Below are 18,101 nucleotides of genomic sequence, written 5' to 3'. Positions count from 1 at the left end.
CAACATCACAAAAGTTCCGACCGGCGACGATCTAATTGAATAAGGGCTGGCGTATCGACACAGACGTGAGCGGTGCTGCCTAACCGGCTTGTTTCCGTTTGCGGTGCAGCTTCGGCCTCGCAGACGTTGATCGTGCAAAGCTCGTTGCCTGCCTGATCGCGCATGCGCACTAACCATCCGGTCATATCGTCATCGCCCAGATCAGCCAACAGGCCGATTACGCAACGGATCGCCTCGGCGCGAGCAGCCTCAAAACTTGGCATCACGGCAGGCGGAACCTGGCGAGCCTGGTCGCCGTCGCGATATTCGAACGTATAGACATTGCTCTGCCGGCCGCGGACATTGCCGGATTCCGGTGTCCTATTGAAACCGCCAATTCTATCGACAGGCATTTCGAAGGTCGCGGTCTGAACAAGCAGGGCTTTTGCACGGTCGATTGCCTCCAGCGCGCCGTCGGCGACGTCGCCTCGCGCCATTTCGACCGCGATAGATTCACCCCCCTGGCCCTCAAACACCACTCTAACAAGAGGCAGGCCGGAAGGCGCGGCCGCCTGTCCAATGTTGATTCCGACGATATGCATGGGGATACCTTTGACGCTCAGTTTCGCACTCTCAGTGCTTTCGCTGCTCGTGCTCATCCGCGCGGACGAGATAGTCGCTAGCTGCGGCCAGTACGGCCAAGAACGCAGCGGCATATCTGGCAAACCCGAAGGCCTGCGCGGCGGCCAATTTCGCACCGCGTGCATGCTCGGCGATAAATGCATCCGTCGCATCCTGAACTTCAGCTCCAGCCTTGCCGAATAGGGTGCGCTCCTTGGCTGTGGGCTCAAACGCCTTACCGATTATGTGGCCGAGCAGCAGGCCACCCGCAGATCCAGCGAGCACCTTGGCCCGAAACAGGTTTGTGATCGCCTTGCGCGGATGGGCTTCATAACGAATTGACGCGGCGTCGGAATGCGAGGCGCCGGCGACCTTATCTACAGCTATATCGTCGGCGCCTGCCGGGCCATGCGTGCTTCGCCTGCCGGCGTCAAACACCGCAACTGCACCCAGTGCGACCGCGGCAGCAGTGCCGCCATTATTCTTGACGGCGTCCGACACACCGCCTAGCGCCTTCGCCACCTTCTGCTTCGCGTACCGGGTGGACGCATCGACCAGATTTCGGGGCTGCAGGCGCCGGCTTATCTCGCTGACAGGTTCAAACAAAGCCTGCCGCTCTGTGCGGCTTTGCAGCATGATCTCGCGCATCTCTTCACTGGGTTGAGCCAAAACGCATCCCCTGTTTCAATGCCGCGATGTCAGTGCGCACCTGGTTGACGGTTTCGACAGGTGTGATGGTCCATCCCGCGAGCGCTCGCTTCGCAAGATAGAGAAACAGCACGCCGCCTACCCCCAGAAGCGCTGCGACGATTAGGCAAGCTACCATCGGACCGACACCAAAGTGGATCATAGCGAGGATCAGGAACTGGACCATGGCGAATGCAGCCAAGACAAAGAGCACCAGTGCGGCGATGCCGCACGCGCCTGACGAGACGATCGTAGACGTCTTAACCTTCATCTCGGCTTGGAGAAGACGAAGATCGAGGCGCATCAGCGAAGCGAGATGGCTATACCCTTCGCTGAAAACGCTTCCCAAGGGTCGGAGATTGGAACCATCATCCATCTGGAACGCTCTTCGTGTCAGGACCGATCGGAGCTTCGCATGATCCGGGTCAGCACAACGCCGGCCAGGATGCCTACGCCGAAAAAGGCCGCCGGTTGGCGCTGGGCGAATTTCGTGACCGAGTCGAGCAGTTCACCCACGTTGCGGTCCCTGATATCCGACGAAATCCGTTCGACACCTTCGGCCGCGCTCCGAACCATGCCTGCAACCTGCGGAGATTGCTTCTCGATTCCATCAGCTGCCTCCTTCACGGAATGGGCAATGTTGGCGATCGCGTCGGCGCCGGCGGTCTTGTTCGACTCCACCGCTTCCTTGAAGGCGCCCGCAGCATCCGACGCAACCGAACCGGCATAATTTTTCGCGTCAGTCGTCACCGAAGCGGCAGCGGTTTTGAGATGCCCTGCGGTTTCGGCAGCGCTCGACTTTAGTTTGCCGAGCGCTTCCTTGCTGCTGTCGGCCACCTCGGCATCGTTAGTGTGTAGCCAGTTCAGGTCGCTCGATGATCCAGTGGGGTCGTTGCTGATTGACGTGTTCACGGTTTTCCACTCCTGTTGTTGTGAAGTGAACTCGGCCAATGGCAACCTGTTCCTGCCTAGAGCGAATTTTCCTGCCGCGATTTGGCCTGCTGCCGGAACAGAGCAGAAGGGTCGGTTGGCCCTAAACCCATGTTTTCGATGATGTCCGGCGTGTTGTTGCGCGGGCTGTCGATCGGCCAAGTCGCTGGAGGCGATCGGGTCACCTCGCGCGCCGATGGGACTCATTCTCGTTTTTTGCGTCTGGATGAAGGACGGGTTGAGGCCTCCTTCTCAAGCTTGCCAAGCCTTGTCTTGATCGTCTCGGGATCCTCGTGTTCCAAACCGACAACGTCATTCCGGGTCTCGTTTAGAGCCACAATGATCTCGTCCAGTTTGGGGTGAATTGCTGCAGTGTCGCGATAGCCCTGGATCAGTACGACCCCAGTGATGATGATTGCAGCGACAGACAAAGCATAGGTGACCGCGTTCGTTAGGCCAAACGGCACCAGCAGCGTGCATATGGCCATCACAACTAGCATCACGTAGAAGCCTGGCGGCCGCGAAAGGAAATCGGCGGCTGAAAACAACAATCGATTCATTAACTCACCTTTTGTGAGAAGGTCTGCCGCCTACAGCAATCGGCGCCTTTCACAATGAGGCATTGCAATGCGATCCGCTATTCCTCTTTGCGAAATCCTGCAGCGATGCATGCCGCAGGTCAGCCTCGGCGCGCAGGTGCTTCACGCGACCGATCAGGCCCGGCTTGACACATTGCGTCGCCGGCCGCTTCATAATGCCCTTGTGCGCCGTGGCCGTCACCTGGCCGCTGTGATTCGGGATCGAGGAAACCTTTTCAAAGCTTCGCTGTTAGGGCACCATGGCCCGCTTCTTCTTCGATCTAACCGAAAACTATCCCCTACCGGGATACCGAAGGCACCGAGCTTGCAAACTCGGCCGCCGCTGAAGATGAGGCGGCAAGGGCGTTGTTTGAAATAGTGAAAGACCAGGTGCCGGGCGGCACATTCCGCCAAGTCGCCTTCCAAGTTCATGACGGCACCAACATTTCGCTGTTTGAGGTGAAAGTCACGTGTGACGTGACGCGGGCTGCACATTCCGATGACAGACGGTTGGAAGCCTGACGATTCGTACCTCGAAAGCGCTCGCCGGAACCAACGCCGGGCGGTTGGCGAACTCAACTCCCTACGTACGACCATCGACGAGACACGCCGCGTCCTGGCTGCGTCACGGAAGCTCTTGGAACAGATGGCCGAACGCGAAGACCCCCAGCCGCAGGTTAAGGCGCCTTCTATTGGAATCCGCTCATCTTAACGCGAGAGCTGGCAGGTCCGTCAACCGGCTACCCGCAGAAGCAGTGCGACACCGATCCCATAAGGGATCAGCAGTGCCGCCAAGGCGACCCACAGGCCCGGATCGGCGAATACCTGCATCTGGCTGCGAAGCTGTTCCATTGCACCCAACGCTGTGTTCCAAACTGAAAAGGCCGGCGCACACAAGCGGTCGACGGGCATTAAGTTCCATTGCTAGATCACCAGCAAGCGCGCTTACCTGCAGCGGAACCTGATGGCCACTACGACCGTTATTCGAAAGGACAACGAAAGGAGATCGCCATCATGGACTGGAACNGTGGGGCAAGCTCACTGATGATGATCTCGACCGCATAGCCGGCAACCGCGATCAGCTCGAAGGTACGATCCAGGAGCGCTACGGCATTGAGAAGGATCGCGTGCGGCGAGACGTCGACGACTGGTATGGCCGACAAGACTCGTAGGATACGACAGTTGAGCCTGTTCAAATAAAGGGCGCGTCACGAACCGCGCCCTTTTCGCGTTTTTGGCATCCGTGCGCCGTTCGGCTCGGCCTTGAACAAGCGATTTTTGGGAACGTGTCGGCTTCCGGCCGCGTTGATCTCCACAATGGAGATTGTAGAAATGTCCATCCACAAAGAAGACTATCGAACGAACAAGGCTGACTACCTGATAGCGAAAAGGCCAGATCTGGTTGAGAAGACCAAGCCGAAAAAGAAGACGTTGCGGCGTGACGATCAGCGTTCCGCAAAGTTATTGGAAAGCCCCGCCGCGTTACCCGAGAGGCCGGCCTCACGCCGTTAGAAATCGCAGAAGGTCAAGAGGAACATTTTAGCGATATTGAATGTTCGACTGTTTATGGACAGCCGAACCTTACTCTCAGCAGATCAATCCAGAGCAGCACGAGCCCTACTGAACTGGTCGCGTGTGCGACTTGCCGCAAAGGCCAATGTTAGCGAAATGGTGATCAGCGATCTTGAGAACGGATTCAGCAAATCGCGTCCCCACAACATCGCGGCCGTCCGCAAAGCGTTTGAAGACGCCGGAATCATCTTCACAGTCGAAGGCACTCCATCGTTAGCCCGCTCAGAAGGTGATAGCAGCCTCGCCACCGATAATAGACAGTGGCGCCGCAGGGAGAAAAAAGGATAAGGAGAAAAGCCCGTGTACCCTCCTCTGCAACCCGATCTCTAAAGCGGCCGCTAACAAGGGCGGTTGTTCACTGAATTTGTGCTGCGCTCACCTTTCTAAGGTGCCGGTCGAATATGGCCAGCTTCTCTTCGTAGCCGATCCGCACTCTGGATCTGCAGCTATCGCAGTTGAAACCGGCAATCGTTTTCAGCCAGGATCCCCTTCTCACCATTGGGCACGAACAGGAGGGACATTGGAATTCTATAGGTACGTCGCGCAGTTCATTTGATAGAGGCACTGTGTATGTTCTCCTAAGCGGCACGGCCAATGCAACAAAGTAGAAGGTGAAATGTTTCGCGGCTCGGCCATTTACGCGGAGGGATCAGACCTAAGTCCAAATGCTGAGGAGGGCAGGCAAGCTGTTCGTTGGCCCTCGATCCCGGTTAGTCGCAGTGGCCTCACCAGACTCAGCCGTAGCTCAAGGGCTCGTATCACCGGCCAGAAGGCACAGTTCATCCAGTGGAATGGTGACAGAACCGGCAAAGCCGCGCGACCGATAAAATTAAAGCCGCACGAACTTGTCGAGATTCAGACGGATCCGTTCCTTCTGCCACTTCAGCAAGGTGGCCGTAGTCGCAGTGGCCGCTTGAGCGATATCTAGGGGCGTTGCACCCATCGCATCCCCCCAAAAGGCAATGGTAAACGCAATCTTTATGGGCCCTACGAAACCCTTTCTTCAATCAAAAACGAAAATGGCTATTCGTCGGGGCGCTCGACGGCGGCTTCGTCGACCTCGGCTTCCATCTCGTCGCTGACCGTCTTGCTCTTGCCCAAACCGGCCATCGGCACACCGTCAAGCCTTGTAGCCAGGCGTCGGCATGCTCCTGCCAGTAAGGCGGGGCGGCGCGCTCCTTGCCGTCCTTCTGCGCTTGAGCACCGTACATCCACGCATAGGTGGCACGCTCCTGATCCTTCTTAGCCACCGCTATCTGTGTCGTCCTCTCGAAAATCTTGCAGAGAAGCGTGCCGCAAATCTTCCTCACCACGCAAGTGCTTCACGCGGCCGATGATGCCGAGCTTAACCCACTGTGTCGCCGGCCGCTTCATGCCCTTCGGCGCCGGCCCAGCGTGCTCCTGGACGCGCTTCCATAGCCGTTCGCGGATTGCCTGGCTGGAGTTGATGAACGCTGAGCCGACATACTGCCCGGTTTTCCGATCGGCCATCAACGCAAAGGCCGGCTTGCCGGGTTCCCGCTCGACGCCTAGCAAATCATATTCCTCCACGATGTAGCTTTTGATCTTCAGCCAGGCTGTCGACCGGCCGCTGCGCTATTTGCTGTCACGGCGCTTCGATACCATGCCCTCAAGGCCGGCTTCATCGATCAGGTGGAATATGGCTTTTGCGTCACCGGGCAGCGCCTGGCTGAACTGGATGCGGTCATCAGGGAAGATGAGGCCTTCCAGGATTTCGCGACGGTCTTCGAGGTCCATTTCCCGCAGATCGTGACCGTTCAAATAGAGGAGATCAAAGGCAACGAAATAGAGGTCGTGCTGCCGGCGTGTGATCGCCTTGCGCAGCGCGGCGAAGTCGGAAAGGCCGGCTTCGTTCAGGACGATGATTTCTCCGTCTATGATTGCGCTCTCGGCGCCGAGCTCTGCGCTTGCAGCCACGATGTCGCGGTATTTGGTTGTCCAGTCGAGCCCGCGACGGGTGTAGATCCGCGTGCCGTCCTCGTCGATGATCATCTGGGAACGAAGCCGTCGAACTTCACCTCATGAGTCCATCCATCGCCCTCGGGAGGCTTCTCCACCAAGGTCGGCATTAACGGCTCGATGAACTTCAAACGCATGCACACTGACCCACACCCGGCGATTCAAGCCGCCAGCCTGAAATCGGTTCCGGAACATTTTAGACGAATTGCATGTTTGAAGGGTATGAAGATCGAAGCCGACGAATGCCGGGCAGCGCTGACGCTCATCCGGCGCACAATTGAGGACCACTGCCCGCCTGGCGTGCTGCCCAGCGAGGAAGCGGTGAACGGTCTCTATGGGCCGGGGCTCATGGATGAGGCGGAAGCGCTGGCTGCTGCCATCGTCGCAACGATCGACCAGATGCAACTGCGCGTGATGGTGAAACCACCGTCCCCAAGCATCAAGTCCTAGACACACCGTGACGACCCGCTGTTTTGCCTTGCGCAAAAGCTTTCGGCCGGCAGGTCCGTCAACCGGCTACCCACAGAAGCAGTGCGACACCAATCCCATAAGGGATCAGCACTGCCGCCAAGGCGACCCACAGGCCCGGATCTGCGAATACCTGCATCTGGCTGCGAAGCTGTTCCATTGCACCAAACGGCAAAAGGCCCGCTGTGTTCCCAAACGCAAAAAAGCCGGCCACCTTTCGGCAGCCGGCCAGTTCCAACAGAAGGGAACGGTGCACTGATGGGGCAGTGCAACGCCCGAAGTGTTTCGAGGCTACAATGTTCCGAGGGGATGATTCACATCGAATCCGGTTCGATCTAGAATCTGGTCACGGAAGCGACCTTCGACTGTATCTCCAACGTCCTCACAGAGCCCCGCCAGACGCATGACGTAACGTCAAGAATCAGATATCGCTTGTGTTGCGGCGGACCTGATTACCGTCCGGCCGGCGCTGATCAGGCAATCTCCCACTGCGGCGCCGGCCATTTTCGTTGCACCCGCGCGGGAGCCGCCTTGGCTGACGTCCATTAGCTCCCGCTCATCTTGACCCCGGGCGCAATGTATTGTCCGTATATGAACTCGACGAGTGAGGGCACTGCATCGCCATGTAGGCGGTCGGCCCCCGCGGCTGTCGAGCGATGTTTGAGGGAGCAGCGCATTGTTCGTCGATTACTACGAACTCTTGGAGATCAGCCCAAACGCCAACTCGGAGACACTTGAGCGAATATTCCGCTACTTTGCGATGCGCTATCATCCCGACAATCAGCAAACTGGAAACGAAGCCCGCTTCAGCGAAATAGTAGAAGCACACAACGTCTTGAGGGATCCCGTTAAGCGCGCCCAGTACGATATCTCCTATCGAGAGCATGCCGGTGAGCGGCTTAAATTGGTCGAGGAGGCAAGCGACCCCAAAGGGGTCGAGAAGGACGCTTTGGTCCAGGCCAAACTGCTTTCGCTGCTCTATGTGAAGCGCCGCCAGGATGTCGGCAATCCGGGCATTGGCGACGTCGAAATCGAACGGTTGTTAGGCTGTCCACCAGAGCATCTGGAGTTTCATCTCTGGTACATGAAGGCAAAGGGGTGGATTGCAAGAATTGAGAACGGGACAATCGCGATCACGGTTGAAGGCGTCGATCGCGCCGATTCCGAACTGCGTCGCGATACCAGCATTCGGCTCCTGAGTAGAGAATAGAGAGGGTATCTGCCCAAGATTCCGCAAGGCTCCAGGGGAGCCTCGCGCGTCATTTTGCCGAGACCAGATAGGCTGAGGAAATAGGGTCTTCGGTGGCCGCTTGCGGACGGGGGCAATGAGGATCATGCTGACGCTGGTCCTATCGCTTCCCTCGAAGTAGGCCAGCGAGCCCTATTGTGAGGCAGTCCGGCATGTAGGATTGTAGTCCTCGTTGCGGCGACCCCCTCAAGCGGAGATCGCCAATGGCCAGAACCAAACCTTCCGAACAGCTTTCCCGGGCTGAAATCGAGCGCTTCATCGCGGCAGCCGAAGCGCTGCACAAGGGCATCGTCGGGCCGCTCCTGGCGTATCACAGCGAGCACTACCAAGCTCTACGTGAGGTCCATCGACCGCTGTTGAAGTCGGTTCAGACCATTACCGGCAAGAGGGCGCCATTCATCCAGCCGAACATGACAGGACCGGCACAGCCGCGGGAGAAGCCTCCGGGCTAGTTCTCCTCGCGGAAGTCCTGCAGTGAGGCGTGGCGGAGGTCCTCCTCGCCGCGCAGGTGCTTCACAGCTCAAACTCATACGGGCACTCGGGAAGGGACCGAGTTTAAATCGGGTTATGGTTGCAGCGCGGATTAGACCATCAGGCTTAATTGCTGCGCTGTCATTCTGCGGGTAGGATCGGGGTGTGGTTAATGCCACTCTCCAGTGTGGTCGGCACCGTCACGTCACCCAACTGTAACGTTGCCCCCGACAGCGCCGACCACGCTCAATGTTGGCCGATTAGGCCGGGGGCCTCCCCTGTACGAAACCGTACCTTTGAACCTCCTTTGCAAAAAAAGAGTGAATAAATCCCTTCGCCGGAAGGGAGGCCGCGATGGATCTAAAGCATTTAGAAACCGCACTAATGTCAGGCGAGCAATTTTCTAGAGCAAGCGCTCATCCATCCTTTTTCGAAGGCCTGTTGGATGTTGGCGCCGAGGTGAAGTGGTGTTTTATCTGCGGCGCTTCGATCACTTGCTTGAGAGCGTGTATTCGCATGCGTCAAAGACTACCTTACGGGCCCCATCGAAGTCGCGGAATATCAACTCGATTTCCAGGAAATCCTGCGACCGTTTGTTGCGGCACTCGGCGCGATCGTGTTGTCGTTCGACCATACAACGCCAAATTTTGGCCCGGCGAACCGATCGGCCAGGATTTCTTCTCTGCGATTGGCTTGCCTCATCTCTGGGGCGCCATGAGAAAGCCGGCCGGCCCGATCAACGAAAGCCTGTCACGGCCGGAAATATACGTGCTTTCAGTGACTGAAGGTATTGCTGAAAAGCAGCGCCTGATGGACCACTTCCGAGCCCGGCCCTTCGCGAATTGCGGCAGGGCCAAGTTCTTCCGGTCACCCGATTTTCGCGTTGACTTCAACCTGAGATATTTGGTTTTGAACTCTGGCGTTGCCGCCCTCAATGGCGGGGTGGACATCACCGAATTTCTTGATCTGGCCAACGTCGACGATGATCCACATTGGCAAGCATTGGACCCGAACGACCCTCAAATAGTCGACTATCTTGAAACCTTCAGGGCCAAGCATTCGGACTCAGACGGTGGGATTGATTGGGAAGTGCAGTGAAGATCGCGATGGAGCGGGATGCGGCGCGGTAATCGGGCGGAAACACTTACCCAACCGTAGGGTAAGGGCCGCTATCTAAAAGCCCGCCAACCTTTCGGTGGGCGGGCCTCCAGTGTCGGAACTGGAGAGTGTCATGTCGACAGCTCCGGCACTTGCGAACGATTGGTTAGTGGCGCCAGATCAGCAGGCAGAGCTGGCGCAGGTCACGATCATAAGCGCCCCGGCTCTCGATCACGTCGATGCAGCGCTTCTTGAACCGAGTGATTTCGGCGCTCGACATAGCGTCGACAATGCGAGTCAGATCCGTATTGGTCGGATTGTCGGGGGACTCGGTTCCGACAGTGGCACCGCTCGTGCCAATGGGTGCAGTGGTTCCGTCGTCGCCAACTGCGGCGTTCGCCGGCATGCAAAGATTTGCGAGAACGGCTCCAATGGCCATGCTTCCCACCAGGATATCAAAGATCTTTGTCATAATGCGCCTCCAAGGCTGTCAGCCCATTTTTCAAACCAAGGCCGGCGGTGTTTTAGCTCGCAACCAGCGGGACGGTGTGGTCGTTGAGTGATTGATTGGGTATTGATCGAAAAACGGGAACGCGATCAGATACGCGTATCGGCCGTAAGATGTGCCATGCGGAAACCTCCGCTGTCGGCATTAATTATGATCGTGACCACGACATCCTCCAAACCAGATCCGGGTGAAGATGCTGAAAGACATAGCTCATTAGAAGCACGAATAGATGAATGAATATCTAAAAACTCCATACCTATTCTTGGCAATGACAGTGACGAAGTGAATTGTGTTAGGCGTTCTTAGCCGTGTTAACCGTTGACAAGCGTGAGGCGAGTTCCTGCGGTATCGCGTTCAGCTCCGCCTTTGCGGCGTTAGGATGCGCGCCTCTCGCAAAAGCGATGACCAGTTGTGGAGCTGCTATTTGTTCTCCTCGTGGAAGTCCTGCAGCGATGCATGCCGCAGGTCATCCTCGCCGCGCAGGTGCTTCACACGACCGATCAGCCCTGGCTTGATCCATTGCGTCGCTGGCCGCTTCATGATGCCCTTGGGCGCCGTGCCTGGGTGCTCCTGGACGCGTTTCCATAGCCTCTCGCGCATTTCCCGGTTCAAGGTGACGAACGCGCTGCCGACATAGCGCCCTGTGCCCCGCTCGGCCATGAGAGCGAAAGCCGGCTTGCCAGCTTCACGCTCGACGCCGAGCAGATCGAACTCGTCAATCGCATAGCACTTGGCCTTCAGCCAGTTGGTCGACGGACCGCTTCGGTATTTGCTGCCCTTCCGCTTCGACACCATGCCTTCATGTCCGGCCTGGTCGAGCAAGTGAAAGATGGCCTTGGCTTCCCCCGGCAAGGGCTCGCTGAACTGAATACGCCCGCCGGGCCCGATCATGCTGGACAGGATCTCGCGCCGCTCCTCCAGCGCCATGTCTCGCAGATCATGGCCGTTAAGGTGAAGCAGATCAAAGGCAACAAAATACAAGTCGTGCTGCCGGCGGGTGATAGCTCTGCGCAGCGCTGCGAAGTCCGAAAGGCCCTTGTCGTTCAGAACGACGATCTCGCCGTCGACAATGGCGCTTTCGGCACCAAGGCGCTTGGCCTCTCTCACCATGTCGCGATATTTTGCCGTCCAGTCGTGGCCATTGCGCGTATAAATGCGCGTGCCGACTTCATCAATGATCATCTGCGATCGGTAGCCGTCGAACTTGACTTCGTGGGTCCAGCCTTCACCCTCGGGAGGCTTCTCCACAAGGGTCGGCATCAACGGCTCGATGAACTTCAAACGCATGCACNTTATGAAGTTGAATATTTCGCAACAAAGACCGGCATCACACCCCAGCAGGTCAAAGAGCTGATCGCGAAGCACGGCAACCAACGCGAGACTTTGGAGCGGGTAGCCAAGGCGCTGCGGAAACAATGACCAGGCTGTCTGATCTCGGCAGACCACTAATCGGGCACCGACATGAAGGCCCGCCCGCGAGCGAACTCGCGCATTTCCTCCCTTGCCCTGTTTGCGGGCAACAGATTGATATGCGCGATTTTCGCCAGGTCACGCCGATCAGGGCGGCGCGGGAAGCGACAGAGCGCGACGTCACTCTGCGCACCAGCGAGCCCATCTGGATCAGGGTTGCCGACGAAAAGCGCGGCCACATATTCGAATACAGTTTCAGCCTGTAGGTGGCGATCCAACTCGGCTACTGAGTTTTTGAATGGCATACCATGCCGTCGACCTCGATACGCAAGTTCGACTATGACCCGAACACCAGGGTTCTCTCNAGTTTTTGAATGGCATACCATGCCGTCGACCTCGATACGCAAGTTCGACTATGACCCGAACACCAGGGTTCTCTCGGTTTGGTTTGTAGCGAGCGGGAAGAAATACGAGTTTTTGGACGTACCTGCTGAGGCGTTTGCCGCGTTCAAAGCTGCCTTTGCCAAGGGCGTCTATTTTAACAGCCACATCCGGAACCGTTATGCATTCCGGCTCGCGATAGGCAGGCGCGAACTTGCAAATCTTCCATGATAAACGGCGAATGATAAAAAGCCCGCTGACGTCTGGCGACGTCTGCAGGGATGGCCCGCGCCTGCTTCGGGGGCTGCGCGGGCCGACCATGACGAGTGGAGAGGACATCTTGGTCACCGGCACGGACCGCTGAAGAACGAGCCAGCTGTGGCCAAACAGCCTCAGAGCGGGAATGTTCCCGCCTGACGCAAAAACACCCGTGGCTCAGCCGGCGGGCTCTGTTTCAGGGGCACTGTGCACGGGCGCGGCGTCTGCCCTCAATGCAGTTGGCCGATCAGCCGAGCGTATTCGGCTTCAGCCCTGCCATAGGACCCATCGGCAAGCGCAATGAGACGGGCGCGATCAAGGATGACGACCTCTCCTCGCATCGATCGTATCAGACCTTGGCCCTCCAAGGTTTGCAGCGCTATGGTGACGCCGGGCCGCCTGACACCGAGCATAACTGATAAGAACTCGTGCGTAATCGCAAAGCNTTTGCAGCGCTATGGTGACGCCGGGCCGCCTGACACCGAGCATAACTGATAAGAACTCGTGCGTAATCGCAAAGCGGTTCCCGTCGACGCGATCATCACACATCACCAGCCATCTTGAGAGCCTGTCGACGATGTTCATCCGGGCATTGCCGAGAGCGGTGAAGCTTGCCTGGAGGTGAAAGTAGTGAACGTAGCGGAGCAGAAAAGTTCGCAGGGTTGGGCTTGTCAAAAGCGCCTTGCTGAAGAGGCCCGCGTCTATACCAAAGGCTCGGGCTTCTAATTGCACGTAACAATCGTGCGTTGATCGGTCATCGCCCATGACGAGCGCTGAGCCGGTCATGCCCTCACAACCAATGATTCCGATCTCAGCTTCGATACCAGGCCGCAGCTCGCCCACCACTGACCCGAGACCGCTCTCGAAGAAGTACACGGTGCTGATCGGTGACCCCGCCACTTCGAGATGCGTCTTCAGCCCAAGGGAGACGCTTTCGAAATGAGGTTGCAGCAATGCCAAATCTGCCGAGCACATTCGAAGCAGTAGCGAATTGCGATAGATGGAATTTTGGCCGGTGTCGCGTTGCGCGGCAGTGTGAGTTTGTGACCTGGAGTCTGTCATAGCTCCCTCTCCCTATCGGGGCGGAAGCATGTTGATCGCTCACAGCCGACGGACGCCCTTNCTGGAGTCTGTCATAGCTCCCTCTCCCTATCGGGGCGGAAGCATGTTGATCGCTCACAGCCGACGGACGCCCTTGGAGTTGCCGTCGATGGCACACTCTATGCCTGCGGACCGCGGATGTCCCATTTTTATTTAATTGCGTTGATCGGCCTGAGCCAACCTTTGGCGCGCCCGCGCTAAGACGGCATTCAGATGCTCCAGGAATTCGTCATCACTTTTCGTTGACAAACCGCGTTGTCGAACGCGAGTGACAATGCGCTCCTGGAGTGAAACCGCTGTCTCATAGTGGTCCACGATCAGCTGATATGAAGCGTTCACTGGGGCGGATTCTAAGAGCTGAGCCATTGTGGCAATGTAGTTCCAAGATGATGAGAGTCGATGCGGCCGCTGCTTTGCGTAACAATCGTACAATGTGCTCAAGAATGTGCGGTTACCTGATCTATACGGCCTATCCGGAGGTGGTGTGGAATTCTGCTGACTTAGCAGCACGGATAGAACTCGTGATCCGCCACGCAGCACGCGCCAGATAGACCAATAGGGCGTAACTAGCGACGCGAGCGCCGCCGCTGCGATGCAGTGAGCCGAATGCGCCGAGGCCCATCAACTTCCACAGGGTCACCTCGGCAGTGGCCGCCTCACCCCGGTCATGTCTTCGCTGAAGGATTTCACCGCGTCTTCAGCCTTGGCAAAACGCTGCACCAGCTTGTCGGTCTTGGCGTACATCTTCGATCGGCTGGCGGCTGGGCGCTGCTCGGATTGCTCGTAAGAGAGCGCGGCTCAAGCATCGCTGTCGTTTAATGTCGCGCCGGATCTCGGTTGCGTCTCGCTGAACGCCCTCCATGGACGCCCTTCATCGTTGGGCCACCAGGGTCTTTCTTGTTGTCTGAATAGCCGCCTTCGCGCGTGAGCACCTTGGCAGGCGCTTTCTTTTCGCGCGAAATTGCCACCGTTTTAAAGCGGGAGGGTCGGGATGCAGGTTTTCGATGACATCGAGGCGCTGCTGGATGCGGGTGAAGCCTCGACGGCACTTAAGGAAGTGCGGGCGCTGGTGCATCAATTTGGGCGCGGGTCCAGTGTCTTGGCGGGCGCGATCGACGACCTCATTATCGACCTGTCGACGCTATCATTCGTCGCCGATGCTTACGGAGACCGTATCGCAGAGGCGGCGAGCATGCTGGCTCGAAAAAGACTATTGAAGATCAAGTTGCTCGCACCTCGTCAGAACGTGGAAGCGGTCAGCTAGAGATTGGTGGTCGCTACCAGAAACGTGTCGACCTGCTCGGTGCTCCGAGCGCATCGAAACCTCTCGCCATCATCGGTTCCGTATGGACGAAAGAGCCTCCTGACCTTGCGACCAGATGAAAGCTTGGACTTGCGGCAGACCGCAAGCAGTTGGAGCTTGAATTGCCGACACACTCTCAGGAACCGTTGCCGGGATCGCACTCCATTGGTCGTCGGCCCAGATCCGGCGCGCCTCGCTTAAGGTGCCGGTCGAATATGGCCAGCTTCTCTTCGTAGCCGAGCCGCACTCTGGACCTGCAGCTATCGCATTTGAAACCGGCAATCGTTTGCAGCCAGGATCCCCTTCTCACCATAGGGCGTGAACAGGAGGGGCATTGGAATTCTAAAGGTACGTCGCGCAGTTCATTTGATAGAGGCACTGTGCATGTTCTCCTCAGCGGCACGGCCACTGCAACAAAGTACAAGGAGAAATGTTTCCGGGTTCGGCCATTTGCTCGAAAGAATCGGACCTAAGTCTAAATGGTGAGCGGCCCTGAAACCCATTCGCCTTGGTGTCGGCCTTTGCGTCGGAAATTGAAAATAGCGAGGGTTCGAGGGCGGCCCCGGGCGTGAGGCTGGCAAGTGGGCCAAGACGGCGGCGGTAAGGCGGAGCCTGTGGCGATCAAATAACCGGTTCCCCTAGAATCTCCTTTAGCCAGCTCATGGTTCTCAGCCCGTATGCCATTCCGGCGCAGTCGGCAAACCAGTCGAAGACGCTCATGTCACGCCCTGTGACGCATTGAAGGATTTCGATCGCTGCGCCCGTTAAAGCAAGTAGAACCGCCAGCCGGACCACCTGTTGGGGCCAGCCGAGGCTACCCAAAGCCGACAAGGTGGCGAACGCAGCGGCGTGGTTGAGCTTGTCGTGATGAGACGTAAAGGCCAATCCGAGGGCGTGCAGCAGGTGGTCTGGCAATAGGGCGAGCAACAGGACGACTGCCAACGTGGAGAGAAAGGCAGCCCTTGCCATGCTCTGATAAAAGGTCGACTGCGGCAATCTATTCGTAGCACTCCCGGTTCCTAGTTCTCGCTTCCCCGACCGACGCACTGGGCAGGGTCAAACCTGCATCTGAGCTAAGAGCGCGAACAACTGGCATGCTTAACAGGCCTCCTGATGTCATCAGTAAGTTCCATGAAACAGCCCATGTCACTCTGGATGGTTCCATAGGGCGCTGCGAATGTCGCCCTCCATTGTGATGAGGCCGAGGGATTCCTGCCGAAAAGGCGCGGCGGAATAGGCGAGCCGTTGGTACCGCTTGCGCCCAGGTGCGATGCGTATCATGCCGGGCGGGAGCGGAACTCTTTCCAGCCTTGGCCCGGCTGTGCAGCCGGGCCGACGCCCTTCTGAATTCAATTATCGCCCGCGTCGCGGCTAACAGACGAAACCGTTATTTAGTCTGGTCATCCCTGCCTCGGTGATCTCGCCTTTACAGATTCCAATCCTAAACTAGACGCTAAGCCAGCAGCGGCCACTCGCTGCTGTCCAATCAACAAGCCTCAAACATCAGGTCGCGGTTATATGCAAAAAAGCCGGCCACCTTTCGGCAGCCGGCCAGTGCAAACAAGGAAGGGAACGTTGCACTGATGGGGCAGTGCACCGTCCGAAGCGTTTCCAGGCGACAATGTTCCACCGACGAGAGAACAAAGAAGGCTTCACCGCCAGCGCACATTCCCCTTAGCCGCGCTGTGTTGCCGTCGCCTAGTGTCTAAAGGCCTTTAACCAGCCACGGATCGGTGTCGTATCCGAGGCGCGGCTTTTCCGGCGTTCCACCGGCCGGCAATTTGGCGGTTCCGGTCGGCCTGCAGTCCAGCTCGAGCACCTGCTTCTTAGCCGAGTGCTTCGTAGAGCAAAGGTCCGTGGCGTCACTCACCACCACCTTCTTCTCCTTGGCAACAGCGACACCAGTCCCAGCGATCACGATCGCCGCGCAAAACGCAGCAACTCTCATCATACTTCCCACCGTTGCGCCTCCCCAAAAGCCTGAGCATGACGTTACGGCACTTTTAAATTAGCGCAAGCGAATATTAGCTGCCTAGTCCCCTTCACATCGGCTCTGGTCGCTCCCCCTTGCTGCCCCGCGCCTTGCGAAACCGGGAGCGCGATATGGTAGGATGGGCGCATGCCTGCTCATGATCGGAGGGCCGATGTTCATGACTTGAGCTCGACATGGCAGAGGGCTGCAACCGTCAAGTTTCCCAAGTCGTCGTGGCGATGAACGATCGCGTCGAGGATCGCTTACCAAGCGGCGTTTACTAGGTTCCGCTGGTCTAGCCCTACGCGATCACACCATAACCACGTGATGACAAATCAGCCATGTGTGTGGCGCGGCGGGCCTGTTCCGCTTGTGGCCGGCGCCTACCCACCCGGGTTCCCCAACCATGGGCGTCGGCCATTTTCGTTCTCTCAGCTATTATAGGCCTTTGCTATCGGCCTATATGTTGGCCTTGGATGGCGAGATCGCGGTTAGATCACCTCGTTCGTTTGGATGTTTCGCTGGCGTTGGGAGGAGGCGCATATGTTCGCCAGCCGGCGGATACCACACCGCCCCACCGGTCAGGCCCAGCGCGCCCGCTGCAAAGTCCCGCAGACGGCTGCTGGGCCGCTGGCGGGCAGCGGCTACTTGCTGATGATCCAATCCACCAAGCCAGTTTCGATCAGCTCGCACCCAGTGAAATCGCGCACCAGGGCCTTGGCTAAATCACGTTATTGACACTCAGGCGTACCCGTTTCCCCTACTAGGGCTCGGAATGCAGAGCGGAAAACGTCGGCTTGAAACGCGGAGACGGCAACAGTAGACGGGTCGGCATCTTCCCAGCCTAGCGCCACGTCGCGACGACGTTGACGAAGGCGCTTCAGAAGCTCGCGTGAGGCTCGGATGGCCCTGCGCGATTGATCCATGTCCCAGCGAAATGTGGCGGGTTCCGCCATGGACTTCTGGCGCATGAGCAGGTGGCCGTAGTGGCCGATCGAGCGATATCTATGGGCGTTGCAACCATCGCAGCCTCCCAGAAAAGGCAATGGCAAACGACACATTAATAAGCTCGCCGAAACTCTCTCTGCAATGAAAAGAGTTGCACGAATTTGACCAACCCGCACCTTCAGTGATGCCGGGCCGCTACTATCCTCGCTCATGTTCTGTCATCGCAATGAAGGACGACATCTCCGAGCACCCGTAGCACACCTGTTGCATGGAAAAAGCTGTAGGCGTTTATAGGTGCCCGGGCACTCCGCCATTAGTTTGCGTTGTGGCGCGGGACAAAGCAGGTTTCCTCACTCAGGCTGACTACCGTGAAGCGGGGCACAAGCCCGACTTCGACGCATTGCCTTGGGAAGCTGAATACAGGGCCGCCAACTCAACCAAGCCGGCCGTATCCTAGCTTGCAACCAGGGGCACCGTGACAGTCGTGGCGTAATTTATCGGATACTGGTCGAAATACGGGAAAGCGATGACGAAGGCATAGCTGGCGGTCAGATGCGCCATCTTGAAACCGCCGCTGGCAGGGTCGG

Annotated in this window: 20 protein-coding genes and 2 pseudogenes; 10 read left to right on the top strand and 12 right to left on the bottom strand. The window is 57.7% G+C overall.

The features are described 5' to 3' along the window. Window positions 1-5: 5 nt before the first annotated feature. The 5 genes from X750_RS135000 to X750_RS135020 all read right to left on the bottom strand — a co-directional run bounded on the left by X750_RS135000 (window position 6) and on the right by X750_RS135020 (window position 2,777). Window positions 6-581, bottom strand: a complete 576-nt coding sequence (locus X750_RS135000) for a hypothetical protein (protein WP_156932490.1) — start codon at window positions 579-581, stop codon at window positions 6-8. A 31-nt stretch (window positions 582-612) separates the two neighbouring features. Further along, window positions 613-1,248 carry a hypothetical protein gene (locus X750_RS135005; protein WP_023699163.1) on the bottom strand — a complete coding sequence of 212 codons (636 nt, stop codon included), beginning with the start codon at window positions 1,246-1,248 and terminating at the stop codon, window positions 613-615. Window positions 1,249-1,252: 4 nt separating this feature from the next. Further along, window positions 1,253-1,663, bottom strand: a complete 411-nt coding sequence (locus X750_RS135010; protein WP_023713090.1) for a phage holin family protein — start codon at window positions 1,661-1,663, stop codon at window positions 1,253-1,255. Window positions 1,664-1,680: 17 nt separating this feature from the next. Continuing rightward, window positions 1,681-2,238 (bottom strand): hypothetical protein, encoded by a 558-nt coding sequence (locus tag X750_RS135015; RefSeq protein WP_245260344.1) that lies wholly within the window; start codon window positions 2,236-2,238, stop codon window positions 1,681-1,683. A 182-nt stretch (window positions 2,239-2,420) separates the two neighbouring features. Next, entirely contained in the window at window positions 2,421-2,777 is a 357-nt protein-coding gene (locus tag X750_RS135020; RefSeq protein ID WP_023748978.1) for a low affinity iron permease family protein, read from the bottom strand. A 1,037-nt stretch (window positions 2,778-3,814) separates the two neighbouring features. Between X750_RS135020 and X750_RS1000000165430 the strand changes: the two genes are divergently transcribed. Both X750_RS1000000165430 and X750_RS1000000167475 read left to right on the top strand, forming a co-directional pair. Then, window positions 3,815-3,967, top strand: a complete 153-nt coding sequence (locus X750_RS1000000165430; RefSeq protein WP_084567227.1) for a CsbD family protein — start codon at window positions 3,815-3,817, stop codon at window positions 3,965-3,967. A 394-nt stretch (window positions 3,968-4,361) separates the two neighbouring features. Beyond that, the gene (locus X750_RS1000000167475) at window positions 4,362-4,655 is read left to right on the top strand and encodes a helix-turn-helix transcriptional regulator (RefSeq protein ID WP_084567219.1); all 294 of its coding nucleotides are present in this window, start codon (window positions 4,362-4,364) and stop codon (window positions 4,653-4,655) included. A gap of 954 nt (window positions 4,656-5,609) precedes the next feature. On the opposite strand, the pseudogene X750_RS01000000163510 reads toward X750_RS1000000167475, so the two are convergent. Beyond that, window positions 5,610-6,484: pseudogene (locus tag X750_RS01000000163510) on the bottom strand (ATP-dependent DNA ligase). Between X750_RS01000000163510 and X750_RS135040 the strand changes: the two are divergent. The 4 genes from X750_RS135040 (at window position 6,468) to X750_RS1000000166180 (ending at window position 9,633) form a co-directional block, all read left to right on the top strand. Continuing rightward, entirely contained in the window at window positions 6,468-6,797 is a 330-nt protein-coding gene (locus X750_RS135040) for a hypothetical protein (RefSeq protein WP_245271926.1), read from the top strand. The pseudogene X750_RS01000000163510 and the gene X750_RS135040 sit on opposite strands and share 17 nt — an antisense overlap. 694 nt (window positions 6,798-7,491) lie before the next feature. Next, window positions 7,492-8,025, top strand: coding sequence for a J domain-containing protein (locus X750_RS135050; RefSeq protein ID WP_023740342.1), 534 nt, complete (start codon window positions 7,492-7,494; stop codon window positions 8,023-8,025). A 242-nt stretch (window positions 8,026-8,267) separates the two neighbouring features. After that, window positions 8,268-8,516, top strand: a complete 249-nt coding sequence (locus X750_RS135055) for a hypothetical protein (protein ID WP_023748970.1) — start codon at window positions 8,268-8,270, stop codon at window positions 8,514-8,516. 373 nt (window positions 8,517-8,889) lie between these two features. Further along, complete coding sequence (locus X750_RS1000000166180) at window positions 8,890-9,633, top strand: hypothetical protein (protein ID WP_156932488.1); 744 nt, start codon at window positions 8,890-8,892, stop codon at window positions 9,631-9,633. A 166-nt stretch (window positions 9,634-9,799) separates the two neighbouring features. Here X750_RS1000000166180 and X750_RS135065 read toward each other — a convergent pair whose 3' ends face one another. Both X750_RS135065 and X750_RS135070 read right to left on the bottom strand, forming a co-directional pair. Further along, window positions 9,800-10,105: a hypothetical protein gene (locus tag X750_RS135065; protein ID WP_023740338.1), complete on the bottom strand. Its 306-nt coding sequence runs from the start codon at window positions 10,103-10,105 to the stop codon at window positions 9,800-9,802. 456 nt (window positions 10,106-10,561) lie between these two features. Next, complete coding sequence (locus X750_RS135070; RefSeq protein WP_023748969.1) at window positions 10,562-11,428, bottom strand: ATP-dependent DNA ligase; 867 nt, start codon at window positions 11,426-11,428, stop codon at window positions 10,562-10,564. Here X750_RS135070 and X750_RS1000000165410 point away from each other — a divergent pair. The 3 genes from X750_RS1000000165410 to X750_RS135075 all read left to right on the top strand — a co-directional run bounded on the left by X750_RS1000000165410 (window position 11,354) and on the right by X750_RS135075 (window position 12,163). Further along, window positions 11,354-11,560 carry a DUF3606 domain-containing protein gene (locus X750_RS1000000165410; RefSeq protein WP_084567225.1) on the top strand — a complete coding sequence of 69 codons (207 nt, stop codon included), beginning with the start codon at window positions 11,354-11,356 and terminating at the stop codon, window positions 11,558-11,560. The two genes, X750_RS135070 and X750_RS1000000165410, sit on opposite strands and share 75 nt — an antisense overlap. A 110-nt stretch (window positions 11,561-11,670) precedes the next feature. Then, window positions 11,671-11,817, top strand: coding sequence for a hypothetical protein (locus X750_RS1000000166605; protein ID WP_023740336.1), 147 nt, complete (start codon window positions 11,671-11,673; stop codon window positions 11,815-11,817). 118 nt (window positions 11,818-11,935) lie between these two features. Next, entirely contained in the window at window positions 11,936-12,163 is a 228-nt protein-coding gene (locus tag X750_RS135075; protein ID WP_023748968.1) for a KTSC domain-containing protein, read from the top strand. 257 nt (window positions 12,164-12,420) lie between these two features. Here X750_RS135075 and X750_RS1000000167655 read toward each other — a convergent pair. Then, window positions 12,421-13,165: pseudogene (locus X750_RS1000000167655) on the bottom strand (Crp/Fnr family transcriptional regulator). A 941-nt stretch (window positions 13,166-14,106) separates the two neighbouring features. Beyond that, window positions 14,107-14,223 carry a glycosyl hydrolase 108 family protein gene (locus X750_RS1000000165390; RefSeq protein WP_245260116.1) on the bottom strand — a complete coding sequence of 39 codons (117 nt, stop codon included), beginning with the start codon at window positions 14,221-14,223 and terminating at the stop codon, window positions 14,107-14,109. Between the two features lie 59 nt (window positions 14,224-14,282). Here X750_RS1000000165390 and X750_RS135085 point away from each other — a divergent pair, with 59 nt between their 5' ends. Continuing rightward, window positions 14,283-14,555, top strand: a complete 273-nt coding sequence (locus tag X750_RS135085) for a hypothetical protein (protein ID WP_023748966.1) — start codon at window positions 14,283-14,285, stop codon at window positions 14,553-14,555. 660 nt (window positions 14,556-15,215) lie between these two features. Here X750_RS135085 and X750_RS135090 read toward each other — a convergent pair. After that, on the bottom strand, window positions 15,216-15,590 hold the full coding sequence (locus tag X750_RS135090; RefSeq protein WP_245271925.1) for a VanZ family protein: 375 nt from the start codon (window positions 15,588-15,590) through the stop codon (window positions 15,216-15,218). Window positions 15,591-16,299: 709 nt separating this feature from the next. Next, window positions 16,300-16,545 (bottom strand): hypothetical protein, encoded by a 246-nt coding sequence (locus X750_RS135095; protein ID WP_023730768.1) that lies wholly within the window; start codon window positions 16,543-16,545, stop codon window positions 16,300-16,302. Between the last annotated feature and the right edge of the window lie 1,556 nt (window positions 16,546-18,101).

It is taken from the genome of Mesorhizobium sp. LNJC391B00 (assembly GCF_000502535.1).
In the GTDB taxonomy this organism is placed as follows: Bacteria; Pseudomonadota; Alphaproteobacteria; order Rhizobiales; family Rhizobiaceae; genus Mesorhizobium.
The sequence above is the reverse complement of the archived record's forward strand: the minus strand, read 5'-3'. Positions and strand labels throughout refer to the sequence as shown.